The sequence below is a fragment of the Maricaulis sp. D1M11 genome, assembly GCF_047308265.1.
Taxonomy (GTDB): domain Bacteria; phylum Pseudomonadota; class Alphaproteobacteria; order Caulobacterales; family Maricaulaceae; genus Maricaulis.
The window spans coordinates 67,590-91,187 of sequence record NZ_JBKQWY010000010.1; the positions used below are offsets into that span (position 1 = coordinate 67,590).

General features: G+C 61.3%; 17 protein-coding genes. 11 read left to right on the top strand and 6 right to left on the bottom strand.

Annotation, left to right across the window (positions count from 1 at the left end):
• Nucleotides 1–55 precede the first annotated feature (55 nt).
• On the top strand, nucleotides 56–727 hold the full coding sequence (locus RMQ97_RS13945) for a Crp/Fnr family transcriptional regulator (RefSeq protein ID WP_413661506.1): 672 nt from the start codon (nucleotides 56–58) through the stop codon (nucleotides 725–727).
• A 57-nt stretch (nucleotides 728–784) separates the two neighbouring features.
• Here RMQ97_RS13945 and RMQ97_RS13950 read toward each other — a convergent pair whose 3' ends face one another.
• The 4 genes from RMQ97_RS13950 to RMQ97_RS13965 form a co-directional block, all read right to left on the bottom strand.
• Nucleotides 785–2,635, bottom strand: coding sequence for an adenylate/guanylate cyclase domain-containing protein (locus tag RMQ97_RS13950; protein WP_413661507.1), 1,851 nt, complete (start codon nucleotides 2,633–2,635; stop codon nucleotides 785–787).
• On the bottom strand, nucleotides 2,635–3,231 hold the full coding sequence (locus RMQ97_RS13955) for a hypothetical protein (protein ID WP_413661508.1): 597 nt from the start codon (nucleotides 3,229–3,231) through the stop codon (nucleotides 2,635–2,637). The genes RMQ97_RS13950 and RMQ97_RS13955 overlap by 1 nt, the downstream gene beginning before the upstream one ends.
• 111 nt (nucleotides 3,232–3,342) lie before the next feature.
• Entirely contained in the window at nucleotides 3,343–5,424 is a 2,082-nt protein-coding gene (locus RMQ97_RS13960) for a TIR domain-containing protein (protein WP_413661509.1), read from the bottom strand.
• A gap of 487 nt (nucleotides 5,425–5,911) precedes the next feature.
• Complete coding sequence (locus RMQ97_RS13965; RefSeq protein WP_413661510.1) at nucleotides 5,912–6,610, bottom strand: outer membrane protein; 699 nt, start codon at nucleotides 6,608–6,610, stop codon at nucleotides 5,912–5,914.
• A gap of 408 nt (nucleotides 6,611–7,018) precedes the next feature.
• Here RMQ97_RS13965 and RMQ97_RS13970 point away from each other — a divergent pair, with 408 nt between their 5' ends.
• The 4 genes from RMQ97_RS13970 (at nucleotide 7,019) to RMQ97_RS13985 (ending at nucleotide 14,699) form a co-directional block, all read left to right on the top strand.
• Nucleotides 7,019–7,762, top strand: a complete 744-nt coding sequence (locus tag RMQ97_RS13970) for an ImuA family protein (RefSeq protein ID WP_413661511.1) — start codon at nucleotides 7,019–7,021, stop codon at nucleotides 7,760–7,762.
• Nucleotides 7,686–9,284: a DUF6504 family protein gene (locus RMQ97_RS13975; RefSeq protein ID WP_413661512.1), complete on the top strand. Its 1,599-nt coding sequence runs from the start codon at nucleotides 7,686–7,688 to the stop codon at nucleotides 9,282–9,284. The genes RMQ97_RS13970 and RMQ97_RS13975 overlap by 77 nt, the downstream gene beginning before the upstream one ends.
• Entirely contained in the window at nucleotides 9,284–12,541 is a 3,258-nt protein-coding gene (locus tag RMQ97_RS13980; RefSeq protein ID WP_413661513.1) for an error-prone DNA polymerase, read from the top strand. Before RMQ97_RS13975 ends, RMQ97_RS13980 begins: the two co-directional genes overlap by 1 nt.
• A gap of 193 nt (nucleotides 12,542–12,734) precedes the next feature.
• Nucleotides 12,735–14,699, top strand: coding sequence for a methyl-accepting chemotaxis protein (locus tag RMQ97_RS13985; protein WP_413661514.1), 1,965 nt, complete (start codon nucleotides 12,735–12,737; stop codon nucleotides 14,697–14,699).
• Here the strand turns inward: RMQ97_RS13985 and RMQ97_RS13990 are convergent.
• Nucleotides 14,696–15,490, bottom strand: a complete 795-nt coding sequence (locus RMQ97_RS13990) for a DUF1295 domain-containing protein (protein ID WP_413661515.1) — start codon at nucleotides 15,488–15,490, stop codon at nucleotides 14,696–14,698. The genes RMQ97_RS13985 and RMQ97_RS13990 overlap by 4 nt on opposite strands.
• 72 nt (nucleotides 15,491–15,562) lie before the next feature.
• Entirely contained in the window at nucleotides 15,563–16,708 is a 1,146-nt protein-coding gene (proB, locus tag RMQ97_RS13995; RefSeq protein ID WP_413661516.1) for a glutamate 5-kinase, read from the bottom strand.
• Nucleotides 16,709–16,989: 281 nt separating this feature from the next.
• Between proB and RMQ97_RS14000 the strand changes: the two genes are divergently transcribed.
• The 6 genes from RMQ97_RS14000 to RMQ97_RS14025 all read left to right on the top strand — a co-directional run bounded on the left by RMQ97_RS14000 (nucleotide 16,990) and on the right by RMQ97_RS14025 (nucleotide 23,597).
• The gene (locus RMQ97_RS14000) at nucleotides 16,990–17,157 is read left to right on the top strand and encodes a hypothetical protein (RefSeq protein ID WP_413661517.1); all 168 of its coding nucleotides are present in this window, start codon (nucleotides 16,990–16,992) and stop codon (nucleotides 17,155–17,157) included.
• 80 nt (nucleotides 17,158–17,237) lie between these two features.
• Complete coding sequence (locus tag RMQ97_RS14005; protein ID WP_413661518.1) at nucleotides 17,238–18,974, top strand: dihydroxy-acid dehydratase; 1,737 nt, start codon at nucleotides 17,238–17,240, stop codon at nucleotides 18,972–18,974.
• On the top strand, nucleotides 18,971–19,999 hold the full coding sequence (gene ilvC / locus RMQ97_RS14010) for a ketol-acid reductoisomerase (RefSeq protein ID WP_413661519.1): 1,029 nt from the start codon (nucleotides 18,971–18,973) through the stop codon (nucleotides 19,997–19,999). Before RMQ97_RS14005 ends, ilvC begins: the two co-directional genes overlap by 4 nt.
• Nucleotides 20,000–20,024: 25 nt before the next feature.
• Nucleotides 20,025–21,722: an acetolactate synthase 2 catalytic subunit gene (ilvG, locus tag RMQ97_RS14015; protein ID WP_413661520.1), complete on the top strand. Its 1,698-nt coding sequence runs from the start codon at nucleotides 20,025–20,027 to the stop codon at nucleotides 21,720–21,722.
• Between the two features lies 1 nt (nucleotide 21,723).
• A complete protein-coding gene (locus RMQ97_RS14020; protein WP_413661521.1) occupies nucleotides 21,724–22,032 on the top strand; it encodes an ACT domain-containing protein in 309 nt (102 codons plus the stop codon).
• Nucleotides 22,014–23,597 (top strand): 2-isopropylmalate synthase, encoded by a 1,584-nt coding sequence (locus RMQ97_RS14025; RefSeq protein ID WP_413661522.1) that lies wholly within the window; start codon nucleotides 22,014–22,016, stop codon nucleotides 23,595–23,597. The genes RMQ97_RS14020 and RMQ97_RS14025 overlap by 19 nt, the downstream gene beginning before the upstream one ends.
• The last annotated feature ends 1 nt before the right edge of the window (nucleotide 23,598 follow it).

Genomic DNA, 23,598 nt, shown 5'->3' on the forward strand with positions numbered 1-23,598 from the left:
TTACAGGACCAGATGCGGACGCTAGAATTCGTGCGCATAGTGAAGGGGGATTGGCATGGACACAGACGCACTCTGGCAGCTCGTCTGGACCCAGCTGAAGATTGACGATCCGGCCACGCGCACAGCGTTTGAAACCGCTGCTGATATTCGTCGCCTGACGGCCGGCAACAGCCTGATCGCCCAGGACGAGGCGGAAGACCATGTCTTCATCCTCCTGCAGGGCGAAGCACAGGTCATCCTCCTGTCTGAAGCCGGTCGGGAAGTGTGGCTCGACACCTTGCCCCAGGGCAATATCATCGGCGAAATCGCGGCCCTGACAGGGGCTCCCCGCACGTCGGAGATCATTGCCGGCACCTCGCTCCTCGCCGCGGCCTTTCCCGGTCCGCTCTTTCTGGACCTGGTCGCACAGCATGGTCAGATGGGTGTGGCCCTGGCACGGCAGCTCGCTGTGCGGGTCCAGCATACTACCAAGCGCATGTTTGAACTGTCGGCCATGGCGGCACCGGGCCGGGTTTATGCGGAGCTTATTCGACTGTCTGAACCCGGTGATGAACCCGAAACCGTGGTCATCCGGCCAACCCCCTCTCTGACGGACATCGCTCGGCGGATCAGCACCACACGGGAAACCGTATCCCGAACGATCTCCAAGCTGGAAAAACGGGGCCTGCTCAAACGGCACAAGGACGGTTTCGAACTGCTCGATCCGGATCGTCTGCGCGGTAGCTAGCCCGCCTCGGACTAGAACAACGCCCAATATCAAAGCCTCAGACCATCTCCCTGCGTCTCAGTTCGAGGTTTCGGGACGGCGCAATCGACGCAGGCTATAGATGGGCTGGCGCTGTTTTTGAGAGTCGATTTTCAGGCGCCCCACATATTCACACCGATACGCCTTCTCGGCTTCCAGCGCCAGGAGGGCCGCAAAACTCTCACTAACATAGATAGAGCCGGGCAGGGTCATGGGTTCGATCCGGGCCGCCGTAACAACCTGACTTCCAAACAGGGATTGGCGACGCTGGATCGGATCACGCCCCTCATGAACCGGCCCGAAATGACCGCCAATGCGCAAGGCCAGACTGGCAGGAAGATCGAGCGCCTCAAAATCAATGGCCTCAAATTCGGAGCGCAGGGTGACCGCCGCCTCAGCCGCTCGCGCCACACTTTCAAAGGCCAGGAAAAGTCCATCGCCCCAGCTGTCCTGATAGACGAGGCCCGGCGCAAACTGCTCACAGGCGCGGGCCAGACGCCCCAGGACAGCGTCAACAAAAACCGGGACACGGTCATCGGGCACACTAGACGAGCCCATCACATCCAGAAACAGCATGGCGCGTAGGCTCTGAGAAAAGTGCGGCGTATCCGCGGTTTCACCCTCATTTCCCGCGCCGCGATATCGAACCCGGCTCGGCACATCTAGATGGACTTGCTCGCCACCGGATAGGCGCCACAAGCGCGCATCATGTGCGGTTCCGCGGTCTGCCTGATTATCCTGGCCGTCCCACAACAAAATCTGCAAAGGCCGTGTACACAAAGCCGCAGCCTGAATCCGGGCCAGACCCATCGCAATCCGGCTGGCATAGTTGAGATGCAGGTCCCCGACCTGTTTTCGATCGGATGTCACCTCCTGAACGCTGGCCGCGTGCTCCAGGCAGGCATCATACCGTCGGGACCAGTCAGACGAGACCGGCCGAACAGAGGTTTCAAAAAACACGCGCGAGGGTGTGGGTAGAACTGCGTGAAAGGGTAGCCCCAGATCATGGGCTGCCTCGGCAACCAGGATATCAGCGCCCGCTGCCAGGGATCCATACAGGGAACCGACCCCGGCCGTCTTCAATGCCTCTCGAACCCGGACCCGCAGTGCCTCTTCATCCAAGGCGGTCATCTGGTTATCCCCATCGCCCACCGCGAACAGATGTCCGGCAAAATGCGCCGGTCGCGGGGGTTCAAGAGCCTGAAACCCGGTCAGATCCAGAGTCAGATGGTCAGCCAGAAGCCGCAGCTGGCGCAGCGTAATGGATCGCGCCGCATGATTGTCCGGGTCCAGCGCAATCGCCGCTTCGAGAGAGGCCTGCGCACGCTGCATATCCCCGCGCAGGAGGAAGGCCTCGGCTCTCGATGCGTGGAGATAATACGCGCCCTCGCGGTCGTCTTGCTCTGCGTTTTCAGACTGCTCCAAGACAGCCTGTATATAAGGTTGGGCGCGCTCGATCTGCCCCCCCAGAACAAACAGGCTCGCGGCATTGATAGCTGGGTAATAGCTGCAGGTCTCTTGGTAGATCGCAGCATAGGCTTCTGCCGCGCGCACGGCCTGGATGGTAAAGTCCGAGAGGGGGGCTTCCAGAGCCTCGGATTTGAGAAGGCGGGCTCCCAGCGCACGACACTCGGCATCATAGTGGGCTTCATGCAGCCGAAACTCGGCATACGCAGTCTGAGCCCGCTCCAGCGCACCGGACCGGGTCAGACACAGGACCGCCCGGTGTTTCAGCCAGAGATTGTCAGGATAGTGTTTCAGGCCCTCCAGGCACCAGTCATACGCGCGGGCGAGTTCACCGCGACGAAACCGGGTGCGAATCGTGGCCCGCAGAGGATCAATCCCCTGCGGCACCACATTTTCGTCAGTCTCCCGGAGCGGGTCGGACATTAAAGACGGTTCTTGTACTTCGGATCGATGATCACGCGGGTTTTCTGCTTGCCGCCAGCCTGCAACACTTCACAGAACAGCGCAAAACTGAAATCAACGCCCTCTTCGGAATGTTCCGACCAGTTATCGGTGATCTGGAAGGTCATCGGCGCCTGGCTCTCGCCCTTCAGCTCCAGCCATTTCAGATCGCCAAAGACGTTTTCCGCGCCTTCGGTCTTGAAGGCGATCCGACGCGGTTCGAAGCTCCAGCCATCAATCTTGATGTGGTGAATCATGCGAGACGGCTGATACACATTTACGTCAAACGGGGAGTGCTGATCATCAGACCGCAGATTCCAACGCGGGCCCAGTGCCTGGGCCAAACCCTCGCGCAGGGATTCCGGCGTAGTGTAGCGGCCCGAATCCACGATCGTATCAAACGTGTTCAGGATGGATGCGATATCACCATCGGTGAACGGCTCCCGCCCGGTGTCGCAGCCGTACAGGACCACAAAAACACCATTGCACTGCGTCACCAGACCGATGACGGAGCATTTCGCCTCGTCCGTCGATTCCAGCAAAGCCTTGTCTGCAACCTGGCCATCAAAAATACTCATCCGCCTACTCCCTAAATGGCAAATGGAACACAACTGACTTGCATGCCTGGCCATCCCGGTCCGCCCTGGTCTGATGACCAGGGCTGACCGGGGCTCGCCCCGCTATGCGACTTATTCGGTAGTCACCCCGGACAGTGCAGCCAGGGCGTCTTCGGCCTTGCGGTATTCCTGCGCCGCATTGGCCTGGAGATTGTCTCGGATGGGCATGAGGGATGCCAGCATGCGTTCCCAGAGTTCACGGGCCGCCTCAACATCCTGGCGATAGACCGCGATCTCGGCCAGGTCATTAATGGCTGCGGCAAACACATACGGGCCGAGTTCGAAAATATCCTTCCAGGCATCATCGGCCTGGAGATCCTGTAAAAGGTGATCATAAGCGGTCTCAGCCGCATTGAACTGACTGGAAGCCATCAGAAGGCGAGCCTGCACTAGAGCGGCCAGGAATTGCGCTTCCTGCTTCACAGGCGTTTCATCACTCTCCCAGCTGGGATGAGCCATCATAGCCGAGGCATCGAGAAAGGCCTGGCGCGCCTCATTAACCCGTTCCAGCCCCAGATGGGCCTGGGCCAGCCAGAGGCGCTGGCGAATACCCGTGGTGCGCCAGTGCACATTCTGGGCGTCATGCCGGATCAGGGCGTCAACTTCGGCAGACTGGCTTTCCAGGATGGACAGGCCGAACTGGTAATCATCGGGATTGAGGGCCGCATCATGCAGTGTCAGCAGGCGCCCCAAATGATTTTCCGCATTGATAGCGTCCTCGCGGATCACCCAATTGCCCAGCTCTCCGGAGAGCTGGTTCTCATACATCGCCACCTGGCGACGGCGCGCTGCAATGGCCGCATCACGACCATCAAGGACTTCCTCGACATCAGCCACCCAGGCATAGGCATCGGCGAGATCCACCTGGGCCTGAATACTGTCCACCTGTTCGGTTGCAATATCGAGGAACAAATCCAGGGCATGATAAAGCACCGGCTGAGCATCGCTCGGACGCATATCCTCCAGATACAGGGCCCCCAGATTGGCGTTGGCGTAGGCCGCCTCAGTCCGCCAGTCCAGATTATCGGCATCAAATCCGAGAAGGCGTTCGGAGAACTCCTTGTATTCGAGCCAATACTGCTCACCCTCTCTATAACGACCACGGCGGATTTCGAAATATCCGACCCAATAGGCACTTTGAGAGTGCTCATAGACCCTGTCCGGATCATTCGGCGCCAGCGAAACCGAGCTTCGCGTGGCTTCATAGGCGGATCGGAAATAATTGGCCGCGGCTTCCACGTCGCCTTCGGCCTCTTCGATATTCCCCAAGAGATGATAGGCGCGCGCACGGCGCCCCAAGGAATCTGCAGACAACGCACCTACCCCCTGATCTGCATAGTATTCAATGACTTTGGCCCCGACAGTATCGAGAACATCGAGCCGACCCACCGGCTCCAGTCTTTCCTGGAGATCGCTCAGCATGAACTCGATCAGGTCCTCGGCCTCGCTCCTCCGCTGCTCTGCTTCCCCCCGGGCAGAGATAGCGGCCGCCCGTTCTTTCAGGGCAAACACAGTCAACGCACCCATTGATAGCGTGACCGCGGCCATGATCCCCGTGATCAAGATCACGTTCCGGTTTCGCCGCTGAAGGTCACGGCGAATGATCTCGTCAAGACGTAAACCATAGAGACCAGCGACCAGCTTGTTGATCGCCATGCGCCAGCCATCACCGCCGCGCCGCAGGTCCGCAGCGAGGGGTTCGAGATGGCGCCCCGCGCGTTCGTTCTGGCCTCCCAGCAAGGCCGGCGGGAAACATTCCTGCGTCTTCAGGTCCGGCTTTGACGAGGCGAAGGGCTCACCCGCAGCAATGATCGGCAGGACACGGCCTGTCGGGTTTAGGCTGCGGAACAGTTCGATTTCTTGGTTCACCCATTGCGACTGAGCCGCGGCAGGTGAGCATACAATGATCAGTGCGTCAGCATCTCCCAAAGCCTCTCGCACGGCTTCGGTCAGATCAGAGCTGACGGTCAGTTCGTCGCGATCGCGAAACACCGGCTTGAGACGCCGCGGCACAGAAGCGCCGGACGACAGCCCCTGGCCGACCAGACGTGGTGGCAATCGATAGGTTTCGAGCTTGTGATGCAGTTTCCGGGCGATTGCCTCATCGGCATGACTATAGCTGATGAAGGCACTGTATCTCTTGTCCCCACTCATCTTTCGCGTGTCCCCGAGCAACCCCAAACCCAGACTTCATATTCCACCCTTGAGCGGGTGGAGCAAGCTTTTGCCCGGAAATCACGGCAGCAAAACGACGACTTTCAGGCCGAAGAAGGGGAATGAAAATATTTTGCACGCTATGCGCGCTTCACAACGCCTTCAAAGCCCTGTTCGATGACCTTCATGGTGCTGGGCAACCTCCCGCGGAAGGCGGGGCACGGGACGGAGTTGGGGCTCCGCTGGTCGAAGTTGGGGCTTCGCCTTGGGTAAGGTCCGCACCTCGCCCCTTCCGCAAGGAAGGTCTTGGGGCCACTCATTGAGCGGTGAGTTAGAATTACCGCATTGCAGCAAGCGCCTCCGTGACCTGCGTCACGCAAATTCATGTTTTAGGACCGCTGCCATGCGAAAAAAGAAAAAGGGCCGACGGCAGGGACATACCGTCGGCCAGTCTGGCTTCGTCTGAACGATTGACCTGTCAGACAGGTCAGAAGTTGAAACGAATACCCGAGCGGATAACGGTCAGATCGAGCTCATTGTCGCTGACCACACCCCCGCGATCACGCGGCGTGTCGAATTCGATGTCATTGGACAGACGCACTTCACCGAAGGTGGAGAAACGATCATTCAGCGTCAGCTCCACACCCGCGCCATAGACGAGGGCCCACTCGTCCTGCTCCACAAATTCCGTCGGCGGAGCAAAGGTGTAGGAGAGATTGCTGTCGAAGTTGTAATTGGTCGCGCCCAGCAGACCGTAGACAGCGAAGCGGTCTGTCACTTCAAGACCGCCGCGGAAATCAACGCCATAGGACTCGGTCAGCTCGACCTCGCTCACCAGGACATTGTTGATGTTGAGTGTTTCGGCGCTTTCATCGGCGTAGAACGCCTCGACAGAGACAAAATAGTCATTGGGCAGGTCATGGCGATAACCGGCTCCGACAAACAGGCTCACACCCGTATCCTGGTCCTGTGTCGACAGGCTCGGTCCATTGGCCGGACCGGTTGCGGCATCGGTCGGCAGGTTGGTGCCCGTATTGCGTGTCAGGCCTTGCTCGGACGTCGTCGAGTTCAGACCGCCAGAAATGTAGAAACCACTGTCCTGGGCGGCCGCAAGGCCGGTCAGACTGGCGGCAGACAGTCCGGCGATGATCAGGCTTGCGATAGGCGTCGTTTTGATCCGTGTCATGATAATTCCCTCTAGGTGCTGGTACGCGCTGTGCGCCGGGCAAGAGAAGTCGGATCGGGCGTTCAACAGCCAATGAGAGATTTGCGAGTTTTCCCTCACGCCTGCACTCGTTTTCGCGACTAAGTCTCACAAATGACGGATGTCACCGCTTCGTGATGCCAGCGGGCTTGCAGCGTGACTTCACGGCACCTGACACACCGGATCAAACGTCATGCGTTGAACACATTCCAAGACATCTTGACTCCTGCGCCCGATATGAGAACATTTGCAGAACATTTTGTTCCTCGCACACCTCAGCAGGCATGATCCATGGGCTCGAAACACTTATCGCGAGCGCAAATCGATACGCTATGTCAAACCCTCAAGGCGCTGGACCCGGGGGTGCAGGGCGGATTCGTCTCCGCACACATGATCAGGCCCGAACCCGACACCACAACGCCGCCCAGTGTAGCCCCACACAGTGTAGCCCCACACCCTGCGACCTCACTCACCATCACCTCGCCTGACGGGCTTGCACTCACGCCGGGGCTGCATGAAATCACGGCCGCAGGGTATCTGGATCAACCCGCCGCCCTAGCCTTCCAGGCCGGGCTGATGGGGCAATGCCTGCCGCCGCGGCGCCCCTTGCTCTGGGTGCGTCCACGACCGGGCCCACACCAGGATTTCGGGCGTCCGGCCCCCTCCGCCCTGAGACACTGGAATCTCGACCCCTCCCGCATTCTCCTGGTGGAGACCGATACGCCGGAACACGCGCTCTGGGCCATGGAGGACGGTCTGCGTCAGGGGGCCTGGGTGATGGGCGAAGTGCGCAATCATCGCAGTTATGACCTGACAGCCAGCAAGCGTCTACACCGCCTGGCCCAGGCCCGCACCAGTCTTGTGCTGATCCATCGCCCTGCGCGCCTCGAAGGCCTGAGCGTTGCCCTCTCCCGACGTCGGATCGCCGCACGCCCCAGTCGTCCAACACCTTGGCAGGGAGCCAACGGGCTCTTCGGCCTCGGAGCCCCGCGCTTTCACGTTCATCTGGAACGCGCGCGTGGCGCCCCGCCTCAAGAACAGGAATATGAGTGGAAACATGCGGCGTTTCATGTCGTTGAGCCTGCCCCTGTGGCCGACAGACCGGCTCAACTCCCCCTGGTCCGCAGCGCCTGAGCGCCGCCCGCGCCCACAGCGCCCCTTTGCCCTGGCTCACACCACAACCGGGGGCGAGCGCCTGTATGCGCTGAACGCCCGGGCTGACCAAGCAGGATTGCACGTGGGCCAGATGGTTGCCGATGCCAAGGCCCTGGAGCCCGACCTGCTGACCCGGCCGCATGACCCCAGCGGGGATAAAGCCGCCCTGACCCGCCTGGCGCGCGCGTGCGGACGCTGGTCCCCCTGGACAAGCGCGGATCCCGGCGCTCCCGGGCTAGACGGTATCTTGCTGGAGACCACGGGCTGCGCTCATTTGTTTGGCGGCGAACAGGCTCTGCTGGAGACCTGTGTGAACGCGGTGCGCAGTCATGGCATAACGACCACAGGCGCCATCGCATCGACCATCGGGTTGGCCTGGGGACTGGCCCGCCATGCTGCCCCACCGGCCCCCGGGGGCATGCTTGTAAGCCGTAGCCTCTCACCTGACCTGGACACTCTCCCGGTTGAAGCGCTGCGAATTGGCGCCCTGGCTTCCAAGCTGCGCCGGTTCGGACTGGTTCAGGTCAGCGATCTCCTCACCCGTCCGCGCGCAGGCCTGGCCCGGCGCTTCGGCCCCCAACTCCTGAAACGCCTTGATCAGGCCGCCCGGCGTGAACCGGAAAGTCTGGACCCGCTTCAACCTGTCAGCGCCTATCGGACCCGCATGCGCTATAGCGAACCCCTGCTTGTTCTGGACGGCCTCAAGTCCAGCCTCACCGAAGCCACTGTGACTTTGTGCCGTCAGCTGGAGACAGACGGTCATGGCCTGCGCCAGGCCCGGCTGACCCTCTACCGGGTCGATGGTCGCACCCAGGACCTGGACATCGGTACAGCCGCCCCCAGTCGCGATGCGCCCCATATCACACGGCTCTTGCTGGAACGCCTCGACCGCACGGCGCTGGACATCGGATTTGGTATCGACATGATCGAGCTGAGCGCACCGCTCAGCCAGGCCATAAACACGCACCAAGCTCAGCTGGATCCGGAGCATACGGCACATAACCCGGTCGCTGACATCCACCAGCTGACTGACCGGCTCACCGCAAAACTTGGCGAGAACACCGTCTATGAGGCGCGGTTTCAGGCCACTCACCAGCCCGAACACGCCGCGCACTGGGTGCCCCTTGCCACCGGTTCGGCGAGTTCGCCCGCGCTGTCCGTCGCAGATCAGCCCGGATTGCCACTGGACGACGCACCGCTGACCCCCGATCGCCCCCTGATGATACTGGGGCGTCCGGAACAGGTGGAGGCTGTTGCCGAAATCCCGGACGGTCCGCCCAGAAGCTTTCATTGGCGACGGGTGCATCACCGGGTCAGCCAGGCAGAAGGGCCTGAACGGATTGCACCCGACTGGTGGCAGGCCCCGCCGGGCGACATGCCACGGAGTCGGGATTACTTCCGTGTGGAGACACACGAAGGCCGCCGGTTCTGGCTCTATCGCGACGGACTCTATGGCCTGGAAACCCGCCAGCCGCGCTGGTTTGTCCACGGAGTTGGGTGATGGGATTTGCCGAACTGGCCGCGTGCAGTAATTTCTCCTTCCTGCACGGGGCCTCCCACCCCGACGAGATGATCGCCCAGGCCCATGCCCTGGGTCTGGAGGCCATCGGGCTGGCCGATCGCAACAGTTTTGCCGGCGTGGTTCGCGCCCATCTGGCAGCCAAGGAAGTCGGGATACGCTTTCATCCCGGCACGCGCCTGATCACGCGGTGTGGCTTCGAACTCATCGCCTACCCCAAAAACCGCCGGGCCTATGGTCAGTTATGCCGCCTGCTGACCGATGCCAATTTCCGCGCCATCAAGGGTGAATGCGAACTCTGGCCGGAAATGATCGTGGATGCGAGCGATGACCAGGTTTTCCTGATCTTGCCGCCCGACCCCATTCCACCCGGCTGGCTCGACACCGCAAAAGCGATCGCGAAACGCGCCAGATCCGACACCTATCTGGCCCTGACTCGACGGTTTGACGGCCGCGATGGTGAACGTCTGTTTCGGTTATCCCAGCTGGCAGAGCAGCTGGGCCTCCTCCCGCTCGCCAGCACGGATGCGCTCTACCATGCCCCCGCCCGCAAATCCCTGCAGGATGTGATCACCTGTATTCGTACACATGTGCGTATTGATGAGGCCGGATATCGCCTGACCGCCAATGCCGAACGCCATCTCAAACCGGCCGGCGAGATGTACCGGATTTTCCGCGGTTATGAGGACGCTGTTGACCGGGCCGTCCAGGTTTCCCGCTCGCTCACCTTCAGTCTAGACGCGCTGGAATACACCTATCCGCAGGAAGTGATCGGTGAGGGAGAGACACCGATGGAAACCCTCAAACGCCTGTCATGGGAGGGCTTGGACCGGCGCTATCCCGAAGGCGTCCCTCCCGCCGTGCACCAGGCCGTGCAGAAAGAACTCGGACTCATCGCACAACTTGATTACGCGTCATATTTTCTTACCGTTTATGATGTCGTGCGCTTTGCCCGCAGCCAAGACATCCTGTGCCAGGGCCGCGGCTCGGCAGCCAATTCCGCGGTCTGTTTCGCCCTGGGGATTACCGAGGTGGACCCGGCCCGGGTCGATCTTCTGTTCGAACGCTTTGTCTCCGCTGAACGTGGCGAGCCGCCGGATATTGATGTCGATTTCGAACACCAGCGCCGCGAAGAGGTGATCCAGTATGTCTATCGCAAATATGGACGCCGCCGCGCGGCCATGACGGCGACGGTCAATTGCTATCGTCCACGCGGGGCCATTCGCGAAGTCGGCAAGGTGTTTGGCCTGTCCGGCGATGTCATTGCCGCCCTGTCCGGCTCCATCTGGGGCTGGTCGCGTGGAGAGACGCCTGACAAGGACCGGATACGCCAGGAGCTGGGCCTTGATCCTGACAGTCCGGCCCTCACCCAGACCTTGCATCACGCCCAGGCCTTGTTGAGCTTCCCGCGTCATTTATCCCAGCACCCCGGCGGTTTTGTCATGACCGATGGGCGACTGGACGAAATCGTACCGCTGCACAATGCCGCCATGCCCGAACGTACGGTTCTGGAGTGGGACAAGGAGGATATCGACGCCCTGGGACTGATGAAGGTGGATATTCTGGGTCTGGGCATGTTGAGTTGCGTCGCCCGGGCGCTTGACATGCTCGGCCTGTATTATGACCGGCCCATGGCGGTGGATGATATTCCCGCCGAAGACCCTCAAGTCTACGACATGATCTGCAAGGCCGACACGGTCGGTGTGTTCCAGATCGAAAGCCGGGCACAAATGTCGATGCTGCCCCGTCTGAAACCGCGCAATTTCTATGATCTGGTGATCGAGGTGGCCATTGTCCGGCCCGGCCCCATCCAGGGAGATATGGTCCACCCCTATCTGCGCCGCCGTAATGGTGAGGAGCGGGTTGAATTTCCCTCCGCCGAGCTGGAAGCCGTTCTGGGCAAGACGCTGGGTGTACCGCTTTTTCAGGAACAAGCCATGCGGATCGCCATTGTCGCTGCCGGTTTCAGCCCGGCCGAAGCCGATCGGCTGCGTCGCTCCATGGCCGCCTTTCGTCGCTCCGGAACGATTTATGAGATGGGCCGGAAACTCGTCGCCGGCATGCTGTCGAACGGCTATTCACAAGAATTCGCCGAACGCTGTTTCAAACAGCTCGAAGGCTTTGGCGAATACGGCTTCCCCGAGAGCCATGCGGCAAGCTTTGCGCTTATTGTCTATGTGTCCTGCTGGCTAAAACACTATTATCCGGACGTGTTTCTGGCCGCCCTGCTCAACGCCCAGCCCATGGGGTTTTATGCACCGGCCCAGCTGGTCCGGGATGCCCGGGAACACGGTGTGTGCGTCCTGCCCCCCGATGTGAACCGATCGGACTGGGATTCGACCCTGGAAACCGATCCGCGCCCGCGACCCGGTCTCGCAACGACAGAAGGCGGTGGCGTGAAGGCCGTTCGTCTCGGCTTGCGCCAGATCAAGGGTTTGCGGGAAAACGCCATGGCCCGGCTCATCGCGGCTCGCCAGGCTGAGGGCCCCTTCAGCTCGGTATCCGAACTCGCCCGTCGCGCCCGGCTGGACAAGGGCACGCTTGATCGGCTGGCCGAAGCCGACGCCCTGGCCTCTTTCTCGCTCGATCGGCGCAAGGCCAGCTGGAACGCCCTGGCCGAACGCGGCCCGGCCTTGCCTTTGTTTGAGCATATGGATGAAACCGGCCCCGAGACCGATCCCGGCTTGCCCGCCCTGACCCGCGCGGAAGAGGTCGCCGAGGACTACACGCATCTGCGCCTCTCGCTAAAAGGACATCCGGTTTATTTCTTCCGACATCACCTCAACGAGACCGGCCATCGCCCCATCTCGGCCCTGCAGGACACAGCCGACGGGCGCTGGATCAGTCTGGCCGGTCTCGTTCTGGTGCGGCAGCGCCCCGGTTCAGCCAGCGGGGTGATCTTTGCAACACTCGAGGATGAGACCGGAAATGCCAATATCATTGTCTGGCCCAAAACCTTTGAGTGCTTCCGCAAGACCGTTATGCGTTCAAAGTTTCTGGCGGTGACCGGCCGTGTCCAGAAAGAAGGCTCTGTTATCCACGTGATCGCCCAGACATTGATGGATCGCACGGACTGGCTGAATGAGCTGGCCAGCGGACATCTCATAGACACCTCTTCGACACGCGCAGATGAAGCGCGCTCCGGCCAGGACGATCCGCGCCAGCTGAACATCGCAAGACGCCTCCAGCAGGCCAGCCGGGTCCGTCAGCTCCTTCCGGGCAGTCGCGATTTCCACTAGCCTAAAATCCGTCTCCAAAAAACAACCAGAAAGAGCAAGCGAAATATCTGCGCAGAAAACTCTGTGACATTTGGGTGAATGTTTTTTGAAACGGATCCCCCGGAACACCTGTGTTTAGGTGTTATTAAGCGGCACGGCACGAGGTCTAGGCCCGCTGACTAAGGACGGCAGACCAGTCACCTGAGGTTGAACCATGCTCAACATCCTGAACACTTTTCGCATCTCGCAGCGTATCGCTGGGCTGGGAGTTCTCACCGGCATCGCCGTGTTGTCCCTGACCGGCTTGTTCTTCTGGAATGCCACGGTTACACGGTCCGCCCTTGCCGAGGAACGCGGATATGTCGAGGTTGACCAGATGGCTCAGACCCTGGCCAGCCAAGCCTTGATTCTGCGTCAAATCCAGACCGATTTCCTGTTGCGACGCGACCTGGAAGACCTCACCCGCTTCACCCTCGAACACCGTCGCCTCATGGCAGAGCTGGACAGGCTCAGCACAGACCCACTCGCCATTTTGATGGAGGCAGAACTCCAGCAAGCGCGTCAGCTGGCGTTGGCCTATGCACGCTCCTTCAATCAACTGGTCGACGTGCGCGAACGCATGGGGCTGGACGCCGATAGCGGTCTGGAAGGTCAGCTGCGCGGGGCCGTCCATGCCGTCGAGACCCGGCTCGCCGAGTACCAGGATGACGAACTGACCGTGAAAATGCTGATGATGCGACGCCATGAGAAGGATTTCATGATGCGTGTCCAGCAACGCTATATTGATCGGCTGGACACACGGGTCGAGGAATTCTTTGCAATCTGGAACACCCGGCCCTACGCGCCACTGGTTCTTGAAGAAGTGGGCAATCTCATGCGGGCCTATCAGCGTGATTTCCACAACTGGACACGTGCCCGCCTGGAGCTGGAAGCTTCAATCACGCAGGTCAACACGGCCTATGAAGCGCTGGCTCCGGTCTTCGAACGCATCGCGCTCTCTGCCACGCAGGGACGTGCCGAAGCGGCATCCCGTCTAAGCTCGAGTACCGAACGCACAATGCAGGTCGCGATCGGTTTTATCATCCTCATCTTTGGCGCAGTCACCACCCTGACCTGGATGATCGGCCGCTCCATTGCCCACCCCATCAAACAGACAACCCACATCATGTCGCAACTGGCTAAGGGTGAAAGGATTCAGGTGACCGGTCAGGATCGCAAGGACGAGATCGGGGCCATGGCGCGGACGCTGGATGTGTTCCAACGCGAAATGACTGCCGCCGCAGACCTGCGCGAAGAACAGGAAGCCATTGAATTCCAGGCCCGCGAGGACCGTCGCGCCCAGCGCCTCGTGCTGGCTGAAGAGTTTGATCGCGCCGTCGGAGAGATCATCAAGAAGCAGTCCACCGCTGCGGGCGAGCTCTCCCGGACAGCGCAAAGCCTTCAAACCGCGGCGGAAAGCGCCGGCACACATTCGATGGATGTCATGGCGGCCGCGCAACAAACGTCCAGCAACGCCCAGACCGTCGCTGCCGCAACGGAGGAACTCTCGAACTCGGTCCGCGAGATCCTGCGACAGGTGGATGATTCAACACTCTCGGCCGACACCGCCATCATGGAAAGCGAAACTGCTGCCACAAAGATCAGCGAGCTGGCCGATGCCGTGACTGAAATCGGTCAGGTGGTCGCCCTGATCCAGGATGTCGCCGAACAGACCAATCTCCTCGCTCTCAATGCAACAATCGAAGCCGCACGCGCAGGCGAAGCAGGCAAGGGTTTCGCTGTTGTTGCGTCAGAAGTGAAAACCCTGGCCGAACAGACAGGTGAAGCCACGGAAACCATACGGAACCAGATTCGCTCGATCAGCGAACGGACTGATGCCGCTGTCGATTCGATCAGCCGGATGGGGGGTACAATCGCCAATCTCTCCCGCCTGTCGGGAGAAGTCGGCCGGGCCGTACAGGAACAGGGCAATGCAACACAGGAGATCGCCACACACATCGCCGAAGCCGCCAGCGGTGCGGGCTTTGTCTCCAAGGCGATGGATGGCCTTTCCATGACCATCTCCGATGCCAATGCCGCGTCCCAGCAGGTGCATGGCGCGACGTCCCAGATGGCGGGACAGGCTTATGTGCTGGAAGCCGAGGTCAGCGAATTCCTGGAGAAAATGCGCGAGGGCTAGGGGTCTCGTCGTTTTGGAAAGCCTGGAATAAAGCCCGGCGTGCGCCGCACATAATCGGCATAGTCTGGACGGCTCTCCATCAGATTGCGCTCCAGCAAGGCCTTTCCCGACCATCGGGTCAGGGTCCAGGTCAGAAAGATCGGCCCGATAATCGTCCAGGCGCCATCACCCCATAACGGATCTGCTCCGGCGCGACCGACGAGATAAATCCCCCAGAAGACACAGGCATCGCCGAAGTAATTGGGATGACGGGTGTAACGCCACAGCCCCTGATCCATCACCTTGCCCGCATTGTCGGGATTGGCCTTGAACCGTGCCAGCTGCCAGTCTCCGATCGTTTCGAAAAGAAAACCGACGATAAACAAGGCCAGACCAGCAAGGGCGAACCCGTCCATACGCTCAAAGGGCGCCCAGCCCTCTGCGCGAACCATGGCATTCTGGATCGGTAGGGATGTCAGCCACAGCAAGATGCCCTGCAGAACAAACACCGTCACCAGAACAAAGAGGTGAACATTAAAGCGGGCACGGGCCTTGAGGGCGTCGTAGCGCTTGTCCGCACCTTCATGCATCCAGCGTGTGAAAAGGTGAAGCCCCAGACGCAATCCCCACACCAGCACCATCCAGAAGACCGGCTGAACCAGATAATTCGTCCCAACAGACACAGCACTCGACAGCGCCATGAGAATGAAACCCAGGGGCCAGATCGAGTCGATAAAGGAAGGGTCATTGCGCCAGACCGATATGGGCCAGAGGGCCAGCATCACCAGGAGCATGATACCCAGCTGGCTCACGTGAAATGTCAATTCTGCCAATTCGACCTCCCGACACCGTTTGATCGAACAGTAGGGCGGATCATCACGATCTCAACCCGGCTTCGCCGGTGCAGCAAGGACCAGGTCTTCGCAGTGCACGACAGCAGATCCGCGTCGATATCCCAGCTCTGCCTCGACGGAATCAGTCTTGAGACCCGCAATCCGGCGAACCTCCTCGACATCATATCCCACGACACCCTTGCCGATCATTTGGCCCGCTTCGTCATCCAGCCGCACAACATCCCCGCGGTTGAAACCGCCAGACGCCGCTTTTAGTCCGACGGGCAGCAAACTCTTGCCGGACAGAACGGCTTTCACGGCTCCGGAATCGAGAACAAGACGTCCGACAGGTTCCAGGGCACCCGCGATCCAGGCCTGCCGCGAAGACCCCGCGTCCACAGACGGGCGGATACAACTCCCCCCTCCGCGCTGCGCCGCGGCCATCACCGGATGGTCAACCCGTCCTGATGCAATAAGCGTTGTACACCCTGCAGATCCGGCGATGCGCGCTGCCGCGATCTTGGTGGCCATGCCTCCCGTCCCGACGCCCGAAGCGCCCGCGCCGCCGGCCAAAGCCTCGATCTGCGGTGTGATTTCCGAGATATCCTCGATCAGGGTCGCATTCGGATCATGACGCGGATCGGCCGTGCACACGCCGGGAACATCGGAAAGCAGAATGAGGAGGTCCGCAGAAATCATTTGCGCGACACGGGCCGCGAGACGGTCATTATCGCCAAACCGCAATTCTTCGGTTGAGACCGTATCGTTCTCATTGATCACCGGCACTGCGCCGCAGCCCACCAGTTCGCGCAAGGTGGAGCGGGCGTTGAGCCAGCTACGTCGACGCTCTATGTCACCATATGTCAAGAGGGCTTGCGCCACCGGTACACCATGCGGCTCAAACGCTCTCTCCCACCCTTGAACCAGCACAGTCTGACCTGCGGCTGCAGCCGCCTGGCGTTGGTTGAGTGTAAGCCCCGACGCCGTCAGGCCCAGCCGTGGCCGGCCGAGACCCACGGCTCCCGAACTCACAATAACACATTGAATATCTTGATTTAAAAGATCCGAAACATCACGGGAAACGGCATAGAGGAAGGGCATGTTGAGCGCGCGCGTTTGTGCGTCCAGCACAAGTGATGAGCCCAGTTTTATCACGACGCGCTGCACGTCCACAGACCAACCAGCCGCGAAGGCCATACTGCCATTCTCCTGTCAACTTTGTCAGAGTGCGATCGTTCGTACCGCGCCCGATCAGGAGCTGCATCTAGACTCGAACCCCGCTTGAAAGGCAAGGCGCGCACGTTTTTCATGCGCATCACCGCTCTGACATCAATTCCGCGCCCACGCGTACGCGCGCAAGATTTTTCCACCCCAGACCAAGGTTGGATAATGAAATGCAAAAATGTTGCGCAAGAGGGGTTGCCAATCCGGACAGCGACCGTCATCGTGCAACGCAACATAAGCAACCGGGCACGCCCATGAACCGCAACACTTACCAGCCGCCGGTCTCCCAGACCGCAGTCGCCGTCCCGTCGGGCGGACTGTTTGCGCGTGCGGATGTCGCGCTCACCGGCCTGACCCTCCTTGTACTCCTTGTACTTATTATCGCCTCCATAACCGGAGCGGCGCTCACACCTGCGAGCTAGGACACACCTAACAGGCAGGCACGAAAAGCCCCGCTCCTCACGGAGCGGGGTTTTTCGTGTTGGCCTCACGGACCAGACCGATGACCGACACACGACGCAAAAATTCAGACACCATCACTGCCGGACCCGCCCGGGCGCCTGCCCGCGCCATGTTGCGCGCGACGGGGTTCGAGGACGAGGACTTTGCCAAACCGATCATCGGGCTGGTCAATACCTGGTCGACCGTGACCCCGTGCAATATGCATCTGGACAAGCTGGCCGAGCCGGCCCGCCAGGCCATTCGCGATGCCGGCGGTGTGCCCGCCGACTTCAACACCGTGGTTGTGTCGGACGGGATCTCCATGGGGACGCAGGGCATGAAGGCCTCGCTGATCTCCCGCGAGGTGATTGCCGACAGCATCGAGCTGGCCGTGCGGGGCCACAGCTTGGACGGGGTGATGGTGATCGTGGGCTGCGACAAGACCATCCCGGCCGCCGCCATGGCCCTGGCCCGCATGGATGTGCCGGGCTGCATCCTGTATGGCGGCACGATCATGCCGGGCCGCCGGGGTGATCAGGACCTGTCGATCCAGGACGTATTCGAGGCCGTCGGGGCGCATGCGTGCGGCTCAATCGATGACAATGAGCTGGACGCCGTCGAGAAGGCGGCCTGTCCGGGGGCTGGCGCGTGTGGTGGACAGTTCACGGCCAATACGATGGCCATGATCCTGACCATGATGGGCCTGTCGCCCATGGGCGCCAATGACATCCCCGCCCCGCACCCCGACAAGCCTGCGGCCGCGGCCCGGTGCGGTCAGCTGGCGGTCGAACTGGCCCGGTCAGGAACCCGCCCGCGACAATTCATCACCCCGGCCTCTCTGGAAAATGCGGCCATCGCCGCCTCGGCCAGTGGCGGATCTACCAATGCCATTCTGCATGTCGCGGCGATCGCAGCTGAAGCCGGCGTGCCTTTCTCGATCGAGACATTCGACACGGTTTCCAGCACGGCCCCCGTGATCACCGACCTCAAACCCGGCGGGCGCTTTCTGGCGCATCACATGTTCCTGGCCGGAGGTACACGCCTGTTCGCCCAACGCCTGGTGGAGGGCGAATGCCTGAATGATGTCCCGACTGTCAGCGGCCGCAGCCTGTTCGAGGAATGCGCCCTGGCGGAGGAGAGTGCCGGACAGCGTGTGATCCATACCGTGGCCAATCCGGTCAAACCCGATGGCGGCTTCCGCATCCTGTCCGGCGATATGGCTCCGGACGGCTCGGTCCTGAAACTGTCAGGCCATTCGCGCACACATTTCACCGGTTCGGCCCGGGTCTTCGAGTGTGAGGACGACGCGTTTGCTGCCGTTGAAAACAATCAGATCCAGGCCGGAGATGTGATCATCATCCGCAATGAAGGCCCCAAGGGCGGACCCGGCATGCGCGAAATGCTGGCCGTCACGGCTGCCCTGGTCGGTCAGGGACTGGGCGAGGATGTCGCCCTGATCACCGATGGCCGTTTCTCAGGCGCATCAAAAGGCTTCGTGATTGGCCATGTCGCTCCGGAGGCCGCCGCCGGTGGCCCGATCGGGCTGATCCAGGATGGCGACACGATCAAGATCGATGTGGCCGCGCGGCGGATCGATGTCGAGGCAGATCTCGACGCCCGACGCGTCACCCACACGCCTGCACCGCCGCGTCGCATGGGCGGCGTGTTCGACAAATATGCCCGGCTGGTGGCGTCCGCTTCGCGCGGGGCCGTGACCCATGAGGGTCCGCTGCCCGCCTCAACCTCATCACACCCGAATACACCCGAAACCGGGTCCAAACAGGAGATTTTCGCATGACCACGTCCACCCCGGCACCGACCTCGCGGCGCACCGCCTCAGAAGTCGACACGTCCGCCTTCAAGGCCCAGACGATTGCCGTGATCGGCTATGGCAGCCAGGGCCGTGCCCACGCCATGAACCTCAATGACAGCGGCTGTGATGTGATTGTTGGCGTCCGCGCCGGCGGCGCCGGTGCCCAACGGGCCCAAGCGGATGGCCTGCGCACAATGGAGCCCGGTGAGGCGGCCAAGGCGGCCAAGATGATCGTCATCCTGACCCCGGATATGAGCCACGAAGCCGTCTACAACGAGTATATCGCCCCTAATCTGGACGCAGGCGATGCCCTGATGTTCGCCCACGGCTTCTCCGTGCATTTCGGCCGGGTCAAGGCGCCTGCCGATGTCGATGTGATGCTGGTGGCCCCGAAAGGTCCAGGCGATCTGGTCCGGCGTGAATACGAGCGCGGGCGCGGCGTGCCCTGCCTCTATGCGGTCGATCAGGATGCCACTGGCGATGCCCAGTACCGGGCTCTGGCTTATACGGCCTGTATCGGCGGGGCCAATTCCGGCGTGATCGAAACCTCCTTTGCCGAGGAGACCGAAACCGACCTGTTTGGTGAACAGGCCGTGTTGTGTGGCGGTGCCACCGAGCTGGTCCTCGCCGGATACGAAACCCTGGTCGATGCCGGTTATCAGCCGGAAGTGGCCTATTTTGAATGTCTGCACGAGCTGAAGCTGATCGTCGACCTGCTCTATGAAGGTGGCCTGTCGAAGATGCACGAATTCATCTCCGAAACAGCCATCTATGGCGATCTGCGATCCGGCCCGCGCGTCATCAATGACGAGACCCGCGCGCGCATGAAAGAGGTTCTGACCGATATCCAGGACGGCACATTTGCCCGTGACTGGATCACCGAGAACCAGGCGGGCAAGCCGCAATACCAGGCCCTGCTGCGCAAGGATCTGGATCACCCCATCGAACACACCGGTGCCGCCTTGCGCGCGGACATGCCGTGGCTGCAGCCCGGCTCCAACACCGCCTGACCCGGCTGACGGAGAGGACACTGCCATGACGGCCGAAACAGCACTGGCTCCGCCTGCCCAGACCCAAACGCCGACCAGCGGCGCCCACATGGTGGTGCGTACGCTGGAAGAGATCGGTGTGACCCGGATCTTTGGCTATCCCGGCGGCGCCATTATGCCGGTTTATGACGCGCTGGTCGGGTCGAGCCTGGAACACATCCTGGTTCGACACGAACAGGCCGCCAGTTTCGCGGCGGATGCCGAAGCCCGGATCACGGGCAAGGCCGGCGTGTGTCTGGCCACATCCGGTCCGGGGGCGACCAATCTCATGACCGGGATTGCAAACGCGTATCTGGACAGTGTCCCCATGGTCATTCTGACCGGGCAGGTGCCCGCAGCCCTGATGGGCACGGACGCCTTCCAGGAAGTGGATGTCATCGGCATGACCATGCCAGTCGTCAAACACTCCATCGTTATCCGGGATCCCGACCAGATCCCCCAACTCTTGCAGGATGCCTTCCACATTGCCGAGGAAGGCCGACCGGGCCCTGTCCTGGTCGACCTGCCCAAGAATGTCTTGCAGGCCGAGGCGAGTCCCTCTCTACCCCCAACTCGGCCCGAGACCGGGTCGCCGCCGGTATCCGATGATGCATTGGGTGCCGCGGCGGCCCTCATACGCCAATCCCGCAAGCCGGTACTCTATATAGGCGGCGGGGTGGCCCTGAGCCGGTCCGTGGATGCCGTGCGTGATTTCATGACGCGCACCGGCATCCCGACCGTCGCCACGCTGAAGGCCCTGGGCTGCGCCCATCCTGAAGCCCCATATTTCCTGGGCATGCTGGGCATGCACGGGTCGCGAGCGGCCAATGAAGCGGTTCAGGACAGCGATCTGCTGATCTGTTGCGGCGCCCGGTTTGATGACCGCGCGACCGGCAAGCTGGACGAGTTCGCCCCCAATGCGCGTATCATCCACATTGATCGGGATGCCGCAGAGATCGGTAAGCTGCGCCGCGCCGATGTGGGCATTGCCGGCTCGCTGCGAGAGATCATGGGCCGCCTCGATCCCGGCTATGTCGAGATTGATGACTGGCGTCAGATCTGCGCGGACAATAAGGAACGCACTGCGTTTCGCTACGAGGATGCCCCGGGGAATGGCGTGTTCGCCCCGGCCCTTTTGCGGCAGTTGTCGGAAGCGGCCGGAGACGATTTCATCGCCGCCTGTGATGTCGGCCAGCACCAGATGTGGGTTGCCCAGCATTGCCGCTTTTCACGGCCGGAAGCTCACCTGACCTCCGCCGGACTTGGCGCCATGGGCTATGGTCTGCCCGCCGGTATTGGCGCTGCCCTGGCCGCCCCCGACGCCCAGGTCATCACGGTCAGCGGCGATGGCTCGATCATGATGAACATCCAGGAACTGGCGACCGCCCGTCGCTACAGCATTCCCGTGAAAATCCTGCTGCTGGACAATGCCTCCTTGGGCCTGGTCCGGCAGTGGCAGGAGTATTTCTTTCAGGAGAATTATTCCGAGATCGACCTCTACGACAATCCGGATTTCGCCGAAGTCGCCCGTTCCTTCGGCATTGAAGCCTTCACCGTACACAGCCGGGAAGAAGTCCCCGGCGCCATTGAGCGCCTGCTGGCCGCCAAGGGCCCGATCCTGGCGCACGTTTTGATCGACCCGCGTGAAAATGTCTGGCCGCTGGTGCCGCCGGGCAAGTCCAACGCAGAAATGATGGAGCATTGAGATGCGTCTAGATCTGACCGTTGACCTGTTTGACACCGAGGGCGCACTGCTGCGCCTTGTCGGTCTTGTGGAGCGCCGCGGATTCGTCATCAACGCGATGCACAAGGCCCAGCCGACCGAAGGCATTTCGCGCATCCAGCTTCAGCTGGACCCTCGTGATTCCGGCCGCCGCGCCGATGTCCTGACCCGCCAGATCGAACGATTGTTCGATGTCAGCAAGGTCCATACGCCCGACACCCCTGATACGACCTATCAAATCGCCGGCACTCAGACCGCCGGCTGGAGCGAACCATGTCCGCCTCGACATTGATGAATGATAATGCCCCGGACCATGTCCGGATTTTCGACACCACCCTGCGCGATGGTGAGCAGGCCCCCGGCTTCTCTATGCTGCCGGATGAGAAGATTGCGGTTGCTCGCATGCTCGAGAAGCTGCGGGTGGATGTCATCGAGGCCGGGTTTGCCGCCGCCTCTCCCGGCGATACCGAGGCGATCCGCCAGATCGCGCGCGAGATCACCGGCCCGACCATCTGCTCCCTGGCGCGCGCCACCGTTCGCGATATTGATGCCGCCATGCATGCGCTGGAACCGGCCCGTCGCAAGCGGGCCCATATCTTCCTGGCCACCAGCCCGATCCACCGCGAAGCCAAATTGCGCATGAGCCGGACCGAGGTGATTGCGGCGATCGAAACGGCCCTGACCCATGCCCGTGGTGAGTTCGACGAGATTGAATTCTCGGCCGAGGATGCACTGCGCACCGAGCCGGATTTCCTAGTCGAGGCGCTCGAATGTGCTGCCGCGCACGGAGCCGATGTCCTGAACATTCCCGACACGGTCGGCTATAGCGAGCCCACGGAAATCTATGAGCTGTTCAAACATTTGAGTGAGACGGTGACACGTCCCGCCCATGTGATCTTCTCGGCACACTGCCATAATGATCTCGGCCTGGCCGTGGCCAATAGCCTGGCCGCCGTGCGTGGCGGCGCCCGCCAGATCGAGTGTGCCATCAACGGGATTGGCGAACGGGCGGGTAATTGCTCCCTGGAAGAAGTGGTGATGGCCATGCGGGTCCGCCCCGATGTGTTCACCGTGCCCTGTCATGTGGATACCACCGAGCTTGTCCCGGCCAGCCAGACCCTGATCCGGGCCACGCGCACCACCATAGCGCCCAACAAGGCCATCGTCGGACGCAATGCCTTTGCGCATGAAGCCGGCATTCACCAGCACGGCATGATCGCGGATCGCCGGACCTATGAAATCATGACACCCGAGAGTGTCGGCGCCGATTCGTCCTCCCTGATCCTGGGCAAGCATTCGGGCAAACACGCCTTGTTCAAGCGTATGGCCGAGCTGGGGTATGAACCAGCCGCGGACGAGCAGGACGATATCTTTGCCCGTTTCAAGGCCTTGGCTGACGCCCATGGCGAAGTGACGGAAGCCGATCTGGTCGGTCTGATGGAAGGTTTCTCTGAATCCGGAGCCCGCTGGGAAGTGGTCCGGACCGAGCTGCGCACGACGGCCGGTCCGCGCCCCAAACAATTCGCCCGGGTGGAGTTAAGCCATCCCGAGCGCGGTCGCATGTCGGATATCGCGTCGGGTGATGGTCCTGTAGCCGCCGCCTTCGCCGCGGTTCAGCGCATCACGCGGACCCAGGCCATTATTCTCAACCTGGAAACCCGGATGACCCGTACACCGTCAGGCCGAGAGTTCATGGCTGAAATCGAGATCGAGATTGATGGTCGCCAGGTATCCGGTCGAGCGCGGGGGCCCGATGTCGTGACCGCCGCCATCGATTCCCTTCTGTTTTCCCTTGAGCGTGCGCATGCCTTTGCCCACGCCGACCCTGAAAAATCACACACGGCCACGGCCGTCTGAC

Excerpts from the sequence above, each read along its gene's own strand:
- RMQ97_RS13945 (WP_413661506.1), top strand. The coding sequence starts at position 56 with ATGGACACAGACGCACTCTGGCAGCTCGTCTGGACCCAGCTGAAGATT.
- RMQ97_RS14025 (WP_413661522.1), top strand. The coding sequence starts at position 22,014 with ATGTCCGCCTCGACATTGATGAATGATAATGCCCCGGACCATGTCCGG.
- RMQ97_RS13985 (WP_413661514.1), top strand. The coding sequence starts at position 12,735 with ATGCTCAACATCCTGAACACTTTTCGCATCTCGCAGCGTATCGCTGGG.
- RMQ97_RS14000 (WP_413661517.1), top strand. The coding sequence starts at position 16,990 with ATGAACCGCAACACTTACCAGCCGCCGGTCTCCCAGACCGCAGTCGCC.
- ilvG (WP_413661520.1), top strand. The coding sequence starts at position 20,025 with ATGACGGCCGAAACAGCACTGGCTCCGCCTGCCCAGACCCAAACGCCG.
- RMQ97_RS14020 (WP_413661521.1), top strand. The coding sequence starts at position 21,724 with ATGCGTCTAGATCTGACCGTTGACCTGTTTGACACCGAGGGCGCACTG.
- RMQ97_RS13980 (WP_413661513.1), top strand. The coding sequence starts at position 9,284 with ATGGGATTTGCCGAACTGGCCGCGTGCAGTAATTTCTCCTTCCTGCAC.
- RMQ97_RS13960 (WP_413661509.1), bottom strand. The coding sequence starts at position 5,424 with ATGAGTGGGGACAAGAGATACAGTGCCTTCATCAGCTATAGTCATGCC.
- proB (WP_413661516.1), bottom strand. The coding sequence starts at position 16,708 with ATGGCCTTCGCGGCTGGTTGGTCTGTGGACGTGCAGCGCGTCGTGATA.
- RMQ97_RS13970 (WP_413661511.1), top strand. The coding sequence starts at position 7,019 with ATGATCAGGCCCGAACCCGACACCACAACGCCGCCCAGTGTAGCCCCA.
- RMQ97_RS13955 (WP_413661508.1), bottom strand. The coding sequence starts at position 3,231 with ATGAGTATTTTTGATGGCCAGGTTGCAGACAAGGCTTTGCTGGAATCG.
- RMQ97_RS13950 (WP_413661507.1), bottom strand. The coding sequence starts at position 2,635 with ATGTCCGACCCGCTCCGGGAGACTGACGAAAATGTGGTGCCGCAGGGG.
- RMQ97_RS14005 (WP_413661518.1), top strand. The coding sequence starts at position 17,238 with ATGACCGACACACGACGCAAAAATTCAGACACCATCACTGCCGGACCC.
- ilvC (WP_413661519.1), top strand. The coding sequence starts at position 18,971 with ATGACCACGTCCACCCCGGCACCGACCTCGCGGCGCACCGCCTCAGAA.
- RMQ97_RS13965 (WP_413661510.1), bottom strand. The coding sequence starts at position 6,610 with ATGACACGGATCAAAACGACGCCTATCGCAAGCCTGATCATCGCCGGA.
- RMQ97_RS13975 (WP_413661512.1), top strand. The coding sequence starts at position 7,686 with ATGCGGCGTTTCATGTCGTTGAGCCTGCCCCTGTGGCCGACAGACCGG.